The organism is Pauljensenia sp. 20925_1_27, assembly GCF_041432835.1.
Classification (GTDB): Bacteria; Actinomycetota; Actinomycetes; order Actinomycetales; family Actinomycetaceae; genus Pauljensenia.
The window spans coordinates 177,466-192,749 of record NZ_JAPWAH010000002.1 but is presented as its reverse complement, the minus strand read 5'-3'; the positions used below and the strand labels follow the sequence as shown (position 1 = coordinate 192,749).

The 15,284-nt window shown below is 67.5% G+C and carries 14 protein-coding genes; 13 read left to right on the top strand and 1 reads right to left on the bottom strand.

What is annotated here, in order from left to right:
* Positions 1-3: 3 nt before the first annotated feature.
* From O3684_RS02385 to O3684_RS02325, 13 genes are all read left to right on the top strand, one after another.
* Positions 4-2,307, top strand: coding sequence for a bifunctional metallophosphatase/5'-nucleotidase (locus O3684_RS02385; protein ID WP_500064890.1), 2,304 nt, complete (start codon positions 4-6; stop codon positions 2,305-2,307).
* Positions 2,308-2,459: 152 nt separating this feature from the next.
* Entirely contained in the window at positions 2,460-3,554 is a 1,095-nt protein-coding gene (locus O3684_RS02380; protein WP_500064889.1) for a BMP family lipoprotein, read from the top strand.
* Positions 3,555-3,646: 92 nt separating this feature from the next.
* A complete protein-coding gene (locus O3684_RS02375) occupies positions 3,647-5,212 on the top strand; it encodes an ABC transporter ATP-binding protein (protein ID WP_500064887.1) in 1,566 nt (521 codons plus the stop codon).
* Entirely contained in the window at positions 5,209-6,348 is a 1,140-nt protein-coding gene (locus O3684_RS02370) for an ABC transporter permease (RefSeq protein WP_500064885.1), read from the top strand. The genes O3684_RS02375 and O3684_RS02370 overlap by 4 nt, the downstream gene beginning before the upstream one ends.
* Positions 6,335-7,615 carry an ABC transporter permease gene (locus O3684_RS02365; protein ID WP_500064883.1) on the top strand — a complete coding sequence of 427 codons (1,281 nt, stop codon included), beginning with the start codon at positions 6,335-6,337 and terminating at the stop codon, positions 7,613-7,615. The genes O3684_RS02370 and O3684_RS02365 overlap by 14 nt, the downstream gene beginning before the upstream one ends.
* An 8-nt stretch (positions 7,616-7,623) precedes the next feature.
* Positions 7,624-8,079, top strand: coding sequence for a cytidine deaminase (locus O3684_RS02360; RefSeq protein ID WP_500064881.1), 456 nt, complete (start codon positions 7,624-7,626; stop codon positions 8,077-8,079).
* A complete protein-coding gene (locus O3684_RS02355) occupies positions 8,066-9,352 on the top strand; it encodes a thymidine phosphorylase (protein WP_500064879.1) in 1,287 nt (428 codons plus the stop codon). Before O3684_RS02360 ends, O3684_RS02355 begins: the two co-directional genes overlap by 14 nt.
* 37 nt (positions 9,353-9,389) lie before the next feature.
* Positions 9,390-10,373 carry a sugar-binding transcriptional regulator gene (locus O3684_RS02350; RefSeq protein WP_500064877.1) on the top strand — a complete coding sequence of 328 codons (984 nt, stop codon included), beginning with the start codon at positions 9,390-9,392 and terminating at the stop codon, positions 10,371-10,373.
* A gap of 112 nt (positions 10,374-10,485) precedes the next feature.
* The gene (deoD, locus tag O3684_RS02345) at positions 10,486-11,193 is read left to right on the top strand and encodes a purine-nucleoside phosphorylase (RefSeq protein ID WP_016460265.1); all 708 of its coding nucleotides are present in this window, start codon (positions 10,486-10,488) and stop codon (positions 11,191-11,193) included.
* Positions 11,194-11,213: 20 nt separating this feature from the next.
* Positions 11,214-11,867 carry a deoxyribose-phosphate aldolase gene (deoC, locus tag O3684_RS02340; protein WP_500064875.1) on the top strand — a complete coding sequence of 218 codons (654 nt, stop codon included), beginning with the start codon at positions 11,214-11,216 and terminating at the stop codon, positions 11,865-11,867.
* A 5-nt stretch (positions 11,868-11,872) separates the two neighbouring features.
* The gene (locus tag O3684_RS02335; protein WP_500064873.1) at positions 11,873-13,546 is read left to right on the top strand and encodes a phospho-sugar mutase; all 1,674 of its coding nucleotides are present in this window, start codon (positions 11,873-11,875) and stop codon (positions 13,544-13,546) included.
* Positions 13,547-13,626: 80 nt separating this feature from the next.
* Entirely contained in the window at positions 13,627-14,448 is an 822-nt protein-coding gene (locus tag O3684_RS02330; protein WP_500064872.1) for a class I SAM-dependent methyltransferase, read from the top strand.
* Positions 14,445-14,816 (top strand): cupin domain-containing protein, encoded by a 372-nt coding sequence (locus O3684_RS02325; protein WP_003790431.1) that lies wholly within the window; start codon positions 14,445-14,447, stop codon positions 14,814-14,816. The genes O3684_RS02330 and O3684_RS02325 overlap by 4 nt, the downstream gene beginning before the upstream one ends.
* A 109-nt stretch (positions 14,817-14,925) precedes the next feature.
* On the opposite strand, the gene O3684_RS02320 is transcribed toward O3684_RS02325, so the two are convergent.
* Positions 14,926-15,282, bottom strand: coding sequence for a permease (locus O3684_RS02320; protein ID WP_500064868.1), 357 nt, complete (start codon positions 15,280-15,282; stop codon positions 14,926-14,928).
* Between the last annotated feature and the right edge of the window lie 2 nt (positions 15,283-15,284).

Here is a 15,284-nt window from a genome sequence, read left to right as displayed (position 1 = left end):
CCCATGCGCAAACCATGGACTCGCCTCGCGCTCGCCTCGGTGGCCGCCCTCTCCCTGGCGTCCCTGCCAGCCGCAGCGCTCGCGGCCGGGCAGGACGAGGCCTCACAGGACGAGGCCGCGCCGATCACCCTCGACCTCTACACCCTGACGGACGTACACGGACACATCCAGCAGGTCACCAAGAAGGGCGTCGTGCGCGAGGCCGGGCTGCCCGCGATGAACTGCTATCTGAAGAAGGCGCGCGCGACGAACCCCAACTCCTCGTTCACGCTGCTGGGCGATAATATCGGCGCATCCCCCTACATTTCGGGCGCGCTCAAGGACAATCCGACCATCGCGGCGCTCAACACGATGAATCCGCTGGCCTCGACGATCGGCAACCATGAGCTCGATATGGGGCAGGCCGTCTTCAAGCAGCGCGTCGACGGCTCGAACCCGAGTGAGTTCGTGCAGGCGACCTTCCCCTACCTGGGGGCCAACATTGAGGGCATGGGCACCTACGGGGACGGCATCCCCTACCTGGGGGACTACAAGGTGTGGACGTCGCCCTCGGGCATGAAGGTTGCTTTCATCGGGGCGATCGCGCAGGACGTGCCCTACAAGCTGAGCCCCGGTACGACGGAGGGCCTGACCTTTAGCGACCCGATTGCGCGCATCAACTCCCTGGCGGCCAAGCTGAAGACCAGCGGAGCGGCGGACGTCGTCATCGCCATGCTCGATGACGACGTGAAGAACAACTACACGAAGGTCGGTAAGGACGTCGACGGCCTCATGGGTGGGGACACGCACGTGCCCTACGAGTTCGACCATGTCAACTCGGTCGAGGCCTTCAACTCCGCGAACCCGCGCCTGGCGGGCATCGCGTCGGGTTCCTACACGGACAACCTGGGCCTCATCCGCCTGACGATCGACCCCGCGACGCGCCAAGTGACCAGCGCGGACTCGATCCTCATCCCGGCCGCCGAGGTCGCCCAGTGCGGTGCGGACCCGGGCACCCAGGCGATCGTCGATAAGGCCGAGGCCGACTCGAAGGAAGCCGGCAAGCGCGTCGTCGCCACCGGGTACACGGAGCCCTTCAGGCGCGGCGTCTTCACCACCCCCGAGGGGGCGACGGATCCCGGATCGAACCGAGGCATCGAATCCTCCCTGGGCGACCTGGTCGCTGACTCCCTGCGCGAAACGATCCTCACCCCGGACGGAAAGAGCGTCGACATCGGCATGATCAACGCGGGCGGCCTGCGCGCCGACCTGGTGCCGAACGAGGATGGGACGATCACGTACGCGCAGACCTACGAGGTGGAGCCGTTCTCCAACGAGCTGGGGTACGTGACGCTCAAGGGGGCGGACGTCAAGGACGCGCTCGAGCAGCAGTGGAAGACGGACCTGAACTCGCAGAACTCCCGGCCCATGCTCAAGCTCGGCCTCTCTTCGAACGTGCGTTACACCTACGATCCGGCGAAGCCCTACGGTGAGCGCATCACGTCGGTGACGATCAACGGCGAGCCGCTGAAGGCTGACGCGACGTACACGGTTGGGTCCGTGACCTTCCTGCTCGCTGGCGGCGACTCCTTCGACGCGCTGACCCGCGGGGGAGCGGCCACCACGAACGGAAACCTGGACCGCGATTCCTTCAACGCCTACCTGGGCGCGCATTCGGGGACGGCGGCCCGCTCCCTCCAGGATGCGGGGGGCCTGACGCCGCGCGAGGCGAAGTCCTCGATCGGCCTGACCCTACCCACCGAGGCGGTCGCCGACGGCTCGACGGTGACGATCCCGCTGCGTGGCCTGTCCTTCTCCGAGGGGCCGTCCATCACCACGAAGGTGCGCGTGAGCGCCGGGGGAGCGCAGGCCGTGGCCGAGGTGAACAATTCCCTCGTGGATGCGCATGCCTCCGACGCTGCCTCGGTCATCACGACGGACGGCGCTGGCCAGGCGAGAGTGGACGTGACGGTCGTGGGTGCCTGCGAGGGCAAGGCAGCCGGAGAGGTCGTGAACGTACCCGTCACGGTTGCCACCGACTTCGCGACGGTCGTCGAGGCTGGGGACGGTCTGACGATCCCGGTGACCTGTGCCGGTACGTCGGCGCCCGCCCCGAGCCCTTCGGCTAATGCTGCGGATGGTTCCCAGTCCGGCAACCAGGCGCCAGCTCCGACGCAGCACAAGAACGCGAAGGCTCCCAAGAGCTCCCTGGCCCGCACGGGCGCGGACATGGAGGGCCTGGTCGGAGCGCTGTTTGTCGCAGCGATCGGTGGTGCTGGGCTGGTTGCCCGTCGCCGCGCCAATCGTTACCAAAGCGAGAACAAGTAGCCCTTGACAGGCGCGGAGGCGGCGCGAGACACTCGGATCAGACGTAAAAGTCGATCATGACAAATGTTCGCGCGACGGCTGCGCGGACACGATCCGCGGCTCGCGCCGCCACCGGTTCAAGGAAGAATCCACATCAACGGAGGAAAACACTCATGAAGCACCTCACGAAGCTCCTCGCCGCGGCGGGAGTCGCAACCCTCGCCTTGGCCGGCTGCGGTGGCGGCGGAGGGGCCACCACCAGCCAGTCCACGGGGACGAAGGACGCCAGCTCGTTCAAGGCCTGTGCGGTCTCGGACGCCGGCGGCTGGGACGATAAGTCATTCAATGAGTCCGCCTATGACGGCCTCAAGGCCTCCCAGTCCAGCCTCGGTATCCAGATCAACACGGCCGAGTCCAACTCGGATGCCGACTTCAACCCGAACGTGGAGTCCATGGTTTCCGACGGCTGCAACCTGATCATCGGCGTTGGCTTCAACCTGGAGAAGGCCATCCACGCCTCTGCGGATGAGAACAAGGACCTGCACTACGCCCTCGTCGACTCCAGCTTCAACGATGGCAACAACAACACGGTGACGGTGGAGAACGCGCGCCCGCTGCTCTTCAACACGGCCGAGGCCGCCTACCTGGCGGGCTACGTCGCCGCCGGCATGACGAAGACCGGCAAGGTCGCGACCTTCGGTGGCATCCAGATCCCCTCGGTGACGGTGTTCATGGATGGCTTTGCCGATGGGGTCGCCGCCTACAACAAGGCCAAGGGGACGAGCGTCCAGCTGCTCGGCTGGGACAAGGCCACGCAGAACGGTTCTTTCACCCAGTCCTTCGACGATCAGACGCTGGGCAAGGAGCAGGCGCAGCAGTTCATCTCTCAGGGCGCGGACATCATCATGCCCGTCGCGGGCCCGGTCGGCCTGGGCGCTGCGGCGGCAGCGAAGGCGGATGGCAACACCTGGATCATCGGCGTTGACTCCGACTGGTACGAGGCGAACCCCGACTACTCCTCGATCGTGCTGACCTCGGTCATGAAGGAGATCGGTGCCTCGGTCGAGCAGGCGATTCAGGACTCCGTGAACGGTAAGTTCAGCGCGACCCCGTACGTGGGCACCCTGGCTAACGGCGGTGTCTCGATCGCTCCGTTCCACGATTTCGACGACAAGGTGTCCGCCGAGCTGAAGGCGGATCTGAGCAAGCTCACGGACGACATCAAGTCCGGCAAGCTTGTGATCGAATCGCAGAACGCCCCGAAGTGATGCGATGCGTGTGGGGCTGGCGGCGGTGACGCTGTCGGCCCCACACGGGCATCGGGGCGGGGTGCGCCCACCGGCTGGGGAAGGTCGAAGGAATGAAATTAGAGCTGCGGGGGATCACGAAGAGGTTTGGTCCCCTCATCGCCAATGACTCGATTGATTTAACGATCGAGGAGGGGCATATTCACGCCCTGCTTGGAGAGAATGGCGCGGGCAAGTCCACGCTCATGAACGTCTTGTACGGCATGCACGCACCCGATGAGGGTGAGATTCTCATCGACGGTACGCCCGTGACGTTCAAGGGGCCGGGCGACGCGGTCGCGGCGGGTATCGGCATGGTGCACCAGCACTTCATGCTGATCCCGGTTTTCACGGTCGCGGAGTCGATTGCTTTGGGTTTTGAGCCGACCGGCCCGGCCGGGATTATCAGCCGTGAGCGCGCTCGGCGCACGGTGCGCGAGGTGTCGGCGCGTTTCGGCTTCGACTTGGACCCGGATGCCCTCATCGAGGATCTGCCGGTGGGTGCGCAGCAGCGGGTGGAGATCGTCAAAGCCCTGTCGCGTCAGGCGAAGGTCCTCATTCTTGATGAGCCGACGGCCGTGTTGACCCCGCAGGAGACAGATGAGCTGATGACGATCATGCGTCAGCTCGCCGACGCGGGGACCTCGATCGTGTTTATTACTCACAAGCTGCGCGAGGTGCGCGCCGTGGCCGACGAGATTACGGTCATTCGCCGCGGCCGGGTCGTTGGGCAGGCGTCCCCGAGCGATTCCGAGGCCTCGCTGGCCACGCAGATGGTGGGGCGCGAGGTGCTCATGCGCGTGGAGAAGGATCCCGCGCGTCCCGCTGGCGGTGGCCTGTCCTTCGAGGACGTGTCCCTGCTCGGCGCGGGTGGTGTGCCGCTCCTCGACCACGTGTCCTTCGACGTTCCCCGCGGTGAGATCTTGGCGGTCGCCGGCGTGCAGGGTAACGGGCAGACGGAGCTGGCGGAGGTGATCCTGGGCCTGCGCAGCCCCGACAGCGGCGTCATCCGTCTCGAGAATGCGGATATTACGCGTGCGAAGCCGCGTCAGTCCCTGGATGCGGGAGTCGGCTTCATTCCCGAGGACCGCTCGACGGATGGCATCATCGCCTCGTTTTCGATCGCGGATAACCTGGTGTTGGACCAGTTCCGCTCCTCGGCTTTCGCCTCGTTTGGTTCCCTCAAGCGCGGCGCGATTGCGCGCAACGCCCGCGATAAGGAAGCGGAATACGACATTCGCCTGACCTCGATTGGGGATCCCGTGTCCTCCCTGTCGGGCGGTAACCAGCAGAAGGTGGTCGTTGCCCGCGAGATGTCGCGCGACCTGACGCTGCTGGTCGCCAACCAGCCGACACGCGGAGTCGACGTCGGCTCGATTGAGTTCATTCACCGCCGGATCGTGGACGTGCGGGACCAGGGCTGCGCGGTCCTGCTTATTTCGTCGGAACTCGACGAGGTTGTCTCGCTGGCGGACCGTATCGCCGTCATGTATCGCGGCCGCATCGTGGGCATCGTCCCGGCGGACACGGGACGCGACGTCCTCGGCCTGATGATGGTGGGCGTCCCCTTGGACGAGGCCGTGGCCGCTTCTTCGGGTTCTACCAAGGACACCGGGGCTGTCAGGAAGGAGGAACAATGAGCGCGCGCACCAGTAGCGGGCCGGGCATCCTCACCCGGGTTTTCGGCTCGCAGTGGTTTGTTTCGGTGCTGGCCGTCCTCATCGCATTTGTGATCGGTGCGGTCCTCATCGCGCTGTCGGGGGCGTCCGTGGTGGACGCCTACTACGCGATGTTCCGCGGGTCAATCATCGACCCCAACGCGGCGACCTTCGTCCGCCAGATCAAGCCGCTGACGGACTCCCTGTTCTATTCGATCCCGCTGATTATTTCGGGCCTGGGCCTGGCGCTTGGCTTCAGGGCGGGGCTGTTCAACATCGGCGGTAAGGGCCAGATCATCGTCGGAGCGCTCGCGGCCGTGTGGGTGGGCTTCGCGGTGAACTTGCCGCCTGTGTTGCATACCTTGGTGGCCCTCCTCGTTGCGATTGTCGCGGGCGGCCTCTACGCCGGCATCGCGGGTGTCCTGAAGGCGAAGACCGGCGCGAACGAGGTGATCGTGACGATCATGCTCAACTCGATCGCGACGCTGGGATTGGGATATGTCTTGGCACAGAAGGCGTGGCAGGTGCCCGGTTCGAACCAGCCGGTGACGCCGAAGGTCGCGGACAGCGCGGCTCTGACGCGCCTGCTACCCGCCCCCTTCAAGCTGCACGTCGGTTTCATCGTTGCTCTGGTTGCGCTCGCGTTCTTCTGGTGGCTGATCGAGCGTTCGACGCTGGGATTCCAGATTCGCGCGGTTGGCGCGAACGCGGCAGCCGCCCGTACGGCAGGCATATCGGTCGAGCGCATCACGGCGATCACGATGGTTCTCTCGGGCGCGTTCCTCGGCTTGGCTGGCGCGAACGAGGCCCTGGGAACCATCGGGTATGTCTCGCGCGATGTGGCTGGTTCGATCGGTTTCGATGCGATTACGGTGGCCCTGCTGGGGCGCAACAAGACGTGGGGAACATTCGGTGCGGGCCTCCTCTTTGGGGCTTTCAAGGCGGGTGGCTACACGATGCAGGCCAAGGGCGTGCCGATCGACATGATCCTCATTCTGCAGTCGGTGATCGTCCTCCTGATTGCCGCGCCGGCGCTGGTGCGCTGGCTGTTCCGTCTGCCCGATGTGCGCGCGCTGGCCGCGCAGACGCGAAAGGGGAACGCTGATGAGCACAAGTGAGTCCACCACGGTCGCGCAGGTCGAAGCCAAGCGCTCCTGGAAGCTCCCCGGTATCTACGTGGCGGCCTGCGTGCTGCTCGTCGTCTTCGCGGCCGCTGCCCGAGGCGACATGACGCTGCGCCTGTACGACAAGTCGCAGTCCTATGCGATCCCCGACATCGTCACCGCGGGTGCTCCCATCGTGTGGGTGCTCGCCGTCCTCACGATCGCGATCACCGCATGGACGATTGTCACGACCGTGCGCCGCGCGGCCCAGCCCGCGTGGGCGCGCGTCGTCGGGATGGCTGTCGTCGGGTTGTCGACGATCCTGGGATTCCTGTTCTACGCGGGCTCCGGGTCGACGGGCGTCGTCACCCTGACCTCGACCCTCGTGTCCACCGTGGCGATTTCGACGCCGCTCATCTTCGGTTCCCTCTCGGGTGTCGTTTCGGAGCGCGTCGGCGTCGTCAATATCGCGATTGAGGGCGATCTCCTGGTCGGCGCGTTCGCGGGCGTGATGGCGGCCTCGTACTTCCAGACCCCATACGCGGGCCTCGTCGCTGCGCCTCTCGCGGGCGCCGCCCTGGGTGCTCTCCTCGCGCTCTTCTCCGTCAAGTACGGGGTCGACCAGATTATCGTCGGCGTCGTCCTGAACGTCCTGGCGCTGGGCCTGACGACGTTCTTCTACGGGACGATCATGAAGAACTCCCCCGGGAGCCTGAACACGAACCAGTTCTCGCTGTCCGACATCAAGATCCCCGTGCTCTCGGAGATCCCGGTCGTCGGCCCGGTCCTGTTCAACCAGTCGATCCTCGTCTACCTGATGTACGCGGCCGTCATCGCCCTGGCGTTCTTCCTGTTCCGTTCGCGCTGGGGTCTGCGTCTGCGTGCCTGCGGTGAGCACCCGCGCGCCGCCGATACTGTCGGTATCAACGTGGGGCGCACGCGCACCCTCAACACGATCCTCGGCTCGTCGTTCGCGGGCTTGGGCGGCGCGTTCTTCACGATCGGTTCCGGCCTGGCGTTCACGGATAACATTTCCGCCGGCAACGGCTACATCGCCCTGGCCGCGATGATCCTGGGCAAGTGGAATCCGCTGGGTGCCATGGGCGCGGCCGTCATGTTCGGTTTCGCGCAGGCCCTGGCGCGCATGCTGCCTAACATTGAGCCCGCGATCCCCGCGGACCTCGTGTCGATGATCCCCTACGTGGTCACGATCGTGGCCGTCGCGGGCTTCGTCGGCAAGTCGCGCGCGCCCGCCGCCGAGAACATCCCCTACGTGAAGTGAGAACTCGTATGGATCCAACAGAAATTGACTGGGAGGCGCTAATAGCCGAGGCCATCGAGGCCATGCGCCACGCCTACTGCCCCTACTCGAACTTCCCCGTCGGGGCCGCGGGCTTGACCGCCGACGGCTGGATCGTCAGCGGCTGCAACGTCGAAAATGCCGGCTACGGCGTGACCCTGTGCGCCGAGTGCGGCATGGTCTCAGACCTCATCCGCTCCGGCGGCGGCGCGCTCGTCGCGGTCGTCGCTGTTAACGGCAACGAGGAGCCGGTGGCCCCGTGCGGGCGCTGCCGCCAGCTCATCTACGAGCACGGCGGGCCCTCCTGCCTGGTCCTCATGCCTGACGGCGTCGCCCCGATGACCGAGGTGCTGCCCGGCGCGTTCGGACCCCACGACCTGTCGAGCGTCGCCCAGGCCACCCCGGCCTCGTCGGTAGAGAAAGAAGGACACGATGGCTCTCTTTGATGCCGTTGACATCATCCGCGTCAAGCGCGACGGGGGAGTACTGAGCCCCGACCAGATCGACTGGACGATCGACGCCTACACGAAGGGCATCATCAAGGACGAGCAGATGGCCGCCCTGGCGATGGCGATCTTCCTGCGCGGCATGGACCGGGGCGAGATCGCCCGCTGGACGGACGCGATGATCCGCTCGGGTGCGCGCATGGATTTTTCCGGCATCGGCAAGCCGACCGCCGACAAGCATTCCACGGGCGGCGTGGGCGACAAGATCACGCTGCCCCTGGCGCCGCTGGTCGCGTGCTTCGGCGTGGCCGTCCCGCAGCTGTCGGGCCGAGGCCTGGGGCACACGGGCGGCACCCTCGACAAGCTCGAGGCGATCCCCGGGTGGCGCGCGCAGCTGAGCAATGACGAGATTATGACCCAGCTGGGACGCGGCTGCGGCGCGGTCATCTGCGCGGCGGGCTCGGGCCTGGCGCCCGCTGACAAGAAGCTCTACGCCCTGCGCGACATCACCTCAACCGTCGAGTCGATCGCGCTGATCGCCAGCTCCATCATGAGCAAGAAGATCGCCGAGGGCACGGGAGCCCTCGTCCTGGACGTCAAGGTCGGGTCGGGCGCCTTCATGAAGGACCTGAACGCCGCGCGCGAGCTCGCCCGCACGATGGTGGACCTCGGCCGCGACGCGGGGGTCGCCACGCGTGCGCTGCTCACCGACATGTCCGTGCCGCTGGGACGAAAGATCGGCAACGCCCTCGAGGTGGAGGAATCCGTCGAGGTCCTTGCTGGAGGCGGCCCCGCCGACGTCATTGAGCTGACGTGCGAGCTCGCGCGCAACATGCTCGACCTTGCGGGAGTCCGCGACGCCGACGTGGAGGCCGCGCTGGCGGACGGGCGTGCGATGGATCGCTGGCGCGCGATGATCCGCGAGCAGGGCGGAGACCCGGATGCGCCGCTGCCGCGCGCCGCGCACACCCACCAGGTCCTCGCCGAGGCCCGTGGAACCGTGGTCGGCATGGACGCCCTGTCCGTGGGCGTGGCCTCGTGGAGGCTGGGCGCGGGCCGCGCTGTCAAGGAGGATCCGGTCCAGGCGGGTGCCGGCATCGAGATCCACGCCAAGCCGGGGGAGAGCGTCGCGGCGGGCCAACCCCTGCTCACGCTCCACACCGATGATGAGTGGCGCATCGAGCGCGCACTGGAGTCCCTGTCCGGCGCGATCGAGATCGCCGACGGGGTCACCCCCGAGCCGCGCAGCGTCGTGCTGGAGACCGTGTCTTAAAGCCCGGGCGACCGCGAGCATGAGGGGAGGAGGAATCGTGGAAAGGCGCGACGAACAGTCGATTGAGGCCGTCAAGCTCTACTACCAGCAGGGACTGAGCCAGGCCGAGGTCGCCGCCCGCATGGGTTTGTCGCGCCCCACGGTCGCCAAACTCCTCGCCCACGGCCGCGAGCGCGGCTTTGTGACCATCGAGATCCACGATCCGCGCGAGGACGCCTCGGAGATCGCCCTGCGCTTGGAGAAGCGCTTCGGCCTGGCGAGCGTGCGCGTCGCCCACGGCCGCGATATGACCGAGGGCGAGGCCATCGAGCAGGTCGGCCGCGTCGGTGCCGATGTCGTCACCCAGCTCGTGCGCGACGGCATGAGCGTGGGGATTTCCTGGGGGCGCACGATGAGTGCGCTCGCGGCCCACCTGCCCCGCGCCCCTCGCGTGGGCGTACGCGTCGTCCAGCTCAAGGGCGGGACGTCGTTTTCTGAGCGGGCGACGCACGATTTTGAGATCATGCGGGCTTTTTGCGAGGCTTTCAATGCGCAGCCCTGTTACCTGCCGTTGCCCGTGATCTTCCAGGACACGGCGATGCTCTCCATCGTGCGCCGCGACCGGTTGATCGAGCGGATCCTGGAGGAGGGGCGCGGTGTGGACGTGGCGGTGTTTACCGTTGGTTCCCTGGGGCGTGAGGCCCTCTCGCTCAACCTCGGCCAGCTCGAGGACGACGAGGTGGAGGCGCTCCTGCGCGATGCGGTCGGGGACGCGTGTTCGCGTTTTTTTACGCGCGAGGGCGGCGTCGCCCTGGCGTCGGTCGACCGCAGGACGGTCGGTATCACGCTCGAGGAGCTGCGCGCCCGCCCCGTGCGGGTGTTGGTTGCCGGCGGGCGTGTGAAAGCGGAGGCGCTGGACACGGCGCTGCACATGGGGTTGGCCACTCACCTGGTGGTCGACCAGGACCTGGCCCTCGCGCTGCTGGAACGGCCACGTGGGGCAACCCCGCGCGGGGTGCGTGATCGCGCCCCAAGTGGATGAGAACATTTGTCAAACCACTCGTTGACACATTTCAATTGCACGGCATAGCCTTGCGACAAGGGTAAAGAAGCCTCGACGGAGCCCCGGGCTCCTCGACACCATAGGAGGACACATGCGCTCGACACCGCACATCAACCCCACCGCCCCCATCGCGCCGACGATCCTCCTGCCCGGAGACCCGCTGCGCGCGAAGTTCATCGCCGAAACCTACCTGGAGGACGCGCGCCAGTTCAACGCCGTGCGCAACATGCTGGGCTACACCGGCACCTACCGCGGCACCCCGGTGTCCGTCATGGGCTCGGGCATGGGCATCCCCTCGATCTCGCTGTACGCCCACGAGCTGATCCACGAGTTCGGCTGCACGCGCCTCGTGCGCGTGGGCACGTGCGGTGCCCTGCAGCCGGACGTCAACCTGTACGACGTGGTGGTCGCCCAGGCCGCCTGCTCGAACTCGGCGTTCCTGGATCAGTACCAGATCCCTGGTTCCTACGCTCCGATCGGCTCCTTCCGCCTCATCGAGGACGTGGTGCGTCGCGCCCGCGAGGCCGACGTGCCGATCCACGTGGGCAACATCCTCTCCTCCGACACGTTCTACAACGCGAACCCGACCTTCAACGAGGCCTGGCAGCGCATGGGCGTGCTCGCGGTCGAGATGGAGTCCGCGGGCCTGTACGCGACGGCCGCCCACGCGGGCGTCGAGGCCGTGGGTATCTTCACCGTCTCGGACTCCCTGGTGACGGGCGAGGCCACGGACGCCCAGGCGCGTCAGACGTCCTTTACCACCATGATGGAGCTGGCCCTGCCCCTGGCCCAGCTGTGATGCGACAAGAAAGAAGTTCCATGAAGAAGCGTGATGTGGCCGCACTCATCGACCACACGATCCTCAAGCCTGAGGCCACCAAGGCGGACGTGGCCCGCATCGTCGAGGAGGGCGCCGCGGCCGGCACCTTCTCGGTGTGCGTGTCCCCCTCGATGCTGCCCCTGGACGTTCCCGAGGGATTGAAGGTCGCCTGCGTGGTCGGCTTCCCCTCGGGCGCGGTCAAGCCCCAGGTCAAGGCCTTCGAGGCCGCCCAGGCCGTCGCCGACGGCGCGGACGAGATCGACATGGTCATCAACATCGAGCTGGTGAAGGACGCGCGCCTCCACGACCTCGAGGAGGAGATCGCGGCCGTGCGCCGCGTCGTCCCCGCCCCGCGCGTCCTCAAGGTCATCATCGAGTCCGCCGCGCTCACCGACGACGAGATCGTCGCCGCGTGCACCGCCTCGATGGCCGCTGGCGCGGATTTCGTCAAGACCTCCACGGGATTCCACCCCGCGGGCGGCGCCTCGACCCACGCGGTCGCCCTCATGCGCGCCACGGTCGGCGACGCGCTGGGGGTCAAGGCCTCGGGCGGCATCCGTGACGCCGAGACGGCCCTGGCCATGATCGAGGCCGGAGCCTCCCGCCTGGGGATCTCCGCAACCAACGCCATCCTGGCAGGACTGGAGGACTAAAGACGATGGAGCTGCTCGAGCGCGCCCGCCAGTGGGCGAGCCACGACCCGGACCCCGCCACGGCCTCGGCCCTGAGCGCCGACATTGAGGCCACCGAGCGCGGCGACGAGGAGGCGGCGGCCCGCGTGAGCGCCGCCATGAACGGCCCCCTCCAGTTCGGCACCGCAGGCCTGCGCGGCGTCGTCGGCCCGGGCGAGTCCCGCATGAACCTCGCGGTCGTCATCCGCGCGACCGCAGGCCTGTGCGAGGTCGTCAAGCGCCACGCAACCGGCACCCCCACGCTGGTCGTCGGATGTGACGCCCGCTACGGGTCCTCCGAGTTCGCCACGGCCGCCTGCCGCGTCGCCTCGGCCGCAGGGGTGCGCGTCCTCGCGCTGCCCCAGGCCAACCCGACCCCGCTCACCTCCTTCTCGATGCTGCACTTCGACGCGGACGCGGGCGTCATGGTGACCGCCTCCCATAACCCCGCCCCGGACAACGGCTACAAGGTCTACCTGGGCGGTAGCGTCGTGCAGGGCGACGGGCGCGGCGTCCAGATCGTCCCGCCCTTCGACGCGGAGATCGCGGCGGCCATCGAGGTCGCGCCGCCCGCGGACGAGGTCCCGATGGACGACGACCTTATCGAGGCCGTGGACCCGCGCGAGGAATACGTGGTCTGCGCCTCCGCCCTGGCCTCGGGCGAGGCCTCGGCGCGCGAGAACCTGCGCATCGTCCTGACCGCCATGCACGGCGTGGGTGCCGCGATCACCTCGCGCGTCCTGGCTGAGGCCGGTTTCTCCAACGTCTCCCTCGTGGCGGCCCAGGCCGATCCCGACCCCGACTTCCCGACCGTGCCCTTCCCCAACCCCGAAGAGGCCGGCGCCCTCGACATGGCGATCGAGCAGGCCCGCGAGCAGGGGGCAGACCTCATCATCGCGGTCGACCCCGACGCGGACCGCTGCGCGCTCGCGGTGCCCGACCCGGCCTCGGAGACGGGATGGAGTCCGCTCAGCGGCGACCAGATCGGCTCGCTGCTGGGCGAGTTCCTGGCCTCGCGCGGCATGAAGGGCTCGCTCGCGAACTCGATCGTGTCTTCGCGCCTGCTCTCGCGCATCGCCCGCTCTCACGGCCTGGACCATCACACGACGCTCACGGGCTTCAAGTGGATCGCCCGGGCACCGGGCCTCGGCTTCGGCTACGAGGAGGCTATTGGTTTTTGCCCCGATCCGGGCAACGTGCGCGACAAGGACGGCATCGCGACCTCGGTCGTCGCCGCCTCCCTCGTGGCCTCGCTAAAGGCGCAGGGGCGCAGTGTGTGGGATGAGCTGGAGCGCCTGGCGCGACTGCACGGCTTGCACGTGAGTTCGCCGCTGACCTTCCGCGTCGACGACATCGAGCAGATCGCCAGCGGTATGGCGCGCCTGCGCGCCCAGCCGCCGAGCGTCCTTGCCGGCTCTCCCGTCGTCGAGGTTTCGGACCTGTCGCAGGGGTACCGTGGCCTGCCGCCCACGGACGGCGTCCTGGTGCTCACCGAGGCGGGGGATCGCGTCATCGCGCGCCCCTCGGGCACTGAGCCCAAGCTCAAGTGCTACCTCGAGGTGATCCTGCCGGTCGCAGGCGGGGAGCCGCTGCCCTGGGAGCAGGCGCGTGAGCGTCTCGACGCGATTAAGGGAGCTTTCGCCGAGATTATCGGTCTGTAGAGGTGAATCGGGACTCCGTCAGCGTATTTTCTGTGGGTATAGCCCTGCGTAAGGAAATAGATAACGCTATACTTGCGTATATGGCAACTCACAATGAATCGCTGGCGGAGACCCTTCCCTTCGCCGATCGGCCCGTCGAGAAGGTGCCCGGCCACTGGGTGCTCGCGCGCGCCGGAAAGACGGTGCTGCGCCCCGGCGGCCTCGCCCTCAGCACGTGGGCGCTCAAGCGCGCCGTGTTGCCCGGCTCGGACGTCGTCGAATTCGCGCCCGGACTGGGCGTCACGGCCTCGGCGATTATTGAGGTAGGCCCCGCCTCCTACGTCGGCGTGGAGCGCGATCCAAACGCCTCCGCGCGCGTGGACGCCATCGCCTCGGGCGTGGGGCGCTGCGTGAACGCCGACGCGGCCGAAACCGGCCTGCCGGATGAGAGCGCGGACGTCGTCATCGGCGAAGCCATGCTCTCCATGCAGGGAGAGAAAGCCAAGCGAGCCATCATGAGCGAGGCCGCGCGCATCCTGCGCCCCGGCGGCCGCTACGTCATCCACGAGCTGGCGATGCGCCCCGATGCTATCGCGGAAGAGCCCGCCACCGAGATTCGCCGCGCGCTGGCCCGCGCCATCAACGTCAACGCCCGTCCCCTCACGGTCGCCGACTGGAGGCGTGCGCTCGAGGAGGTCGGCCTCGTCGTGGAAGAGACCCGCACGGCCCCCATGGCCCTCCTCAAGCCCGGTCGAATGATCGCCGACGAGGGCGTGCGTGGAGCCCTGCGCATCATGCGCAACGTCGCGCGGGACAAAGACCTGCGTGAACGCGTCACCACCATGGCGCGCACGTTTAAGAAATATGATCGACATCTGTGCGGCGTCGCCATCGTCGCGCGCAAACCCAAGGAGAGCCAATGAGCCTGTCGCCCGAATCGAACACCGAGGTCCCCACGCCCATCATGACGGACCTGCAGGACATCGCCTCGATGATCCAGATCAACGAGGAAGCCACGGTGTCGCGCACCGTCATGCACGCAGAGGGCGTGCGCCTGGTCCTGTTTAGCTTCGATAAGGACGAGATCCTCAGCGAGCACACCGCCGCGATGCCCGTCATCCTGCACACGCTTGAGGGCGCCCTTGAGATCGAGGCCGACGGTCGCACCGTCGTCCTGAAGCCCGGCGACGTCATCCACTTCGGCACGCGCCTGCCGCACGCCGTGCGTGCGCTCGAGCCCTCGAAGCTGGCCCTGTACATGCTGGATCGCCGCGAGCGCCCCAAGGCCTGAGGCTCCGACACTGTGCGGCGGGCCCCGTCCTCGTGAGGTGATGCACGAGGCCGGGGCCCGTTTGTCGTATCCGCGCGGGGCGGTTGGGGCGGAGGCGCCCCGCAGAGGGTTACTTCAGTGACGCCTTGCCGGCGCCCTTTGCAACCAGCCAGAGGCCGGCCTCGACAATGAGCCCTGAGACGATGAAGACGATGAGCACGGAGATGCGCGCGTCCATGAGGGTGGTGGCCGCCAGGGCGATGCCGTGGGCCGTGCCCAGGACGCCGCCACCGAAGAGGATGGGCCAGGCGGCGCGGTGTGCGCGCTCCCATTCCTGCGAGCCGGGCTCGATGCCCGCCAGGCGCAGCCCCAGGGGAGGACGGCACACGCCGGCGCGCGCGGTCAGGCCCGACGCAAACAGGTAGAGCCCACCCGCGATGAGAGCGACGGCGAGAATCAGGAATGCGGCGATCAGTCCGACGTGCACGG

What these genes read in the sequence shown, in the direction of transcription:
- O3684_RS02385 (WP_500064890.1), top strand. Translation starts at nt 4, where the DNA reads ATGCGCAAACCATGGACTCGCCTCGCGCTCGCCTCGGTGGCCGCCCTC.
- O3684_RS02380 (WP_500064889.1), top strand. Translation starts at nt 2,460, where the DNA reads ATGAAGCACCTCACGAAGCTCCTCGCCGCGGCGGGAGTCGCAACCCTC.
- O3684_RS02375 (WP_500064887.1), top strand. Translation starts at nt 3,647, where the DNA reads ATGAAATTAGAGCTGCGGGGGATCACGAAGAGGTTTGGTCCCCTCATC.
- O3684_RS02370 (WP_500064885.1), top strand. Translation starts at nt 5,209, where the DNA reads ATGAGCGCGCGCACCAGTAGCGGGCCGGGCATCCTCACCCGGGTTTTC.
- O3684_RS02365 (WP_500064883.1), top strand. Translation starts at nt 6,335, where the DNA reads ATGAGCACAAGTGAGTCCACCACGGTCGCGCAGGTCGAAGCCAAGCGC.
- O3684_RS02360 (WP_500064881.1), top strand. Translation starts at nt 7,624, where the DNA reads ATGGATCCAACAGAAATTGACTGGGAGGCGCTAATAGCCGAGGCCATC.
- O3684_RS02355 (WP_500064879.1), top strand. Translation starts at nt 8,066, where the DNA reads ATGGCTCTCTTTGATGCCGTTGACATCATCCGCGTCAAGCGCGACGGG.
- deoD (WP_016460265.1), top strand. Translation starts at nt 10,486, where the DNA reads ATGCGCTCGACACCGCACATCAACCCCACCGCCCCCATCGCGCCGACG.
- deoC (WP_500064875.1), top strand. Translation starts at nt 11,214, where the DNA reads ATGAAGAAGCGTGATGTGGCCGCACTCATCGACCACACGATCCTCAAG.
- O3684_RS02335 (WP_500064873.1), top strand. Translation starts at nt 11,873, where the DNA reads ATGGAGCTGCTCGAGCGCGCCCGCCAGTGGGCGAGCCACGACCCGGAC.
- O3684_RS02330 (WP_500064872.1), top strand. Translation starts at nt 13,627, where the DNA reads ATGGCAACTCACAATGAATCGCTGGCGGAGACCCTTCCCTTCGCCGAT.
- O3684_RS02325 (WP_003790431.1), top strand. Translation starts at nt 14,445, where the DNA reads ATGAGCCTGTCGCCCGAATCGAACACCGAGGTCCCCACGCCCATCATG.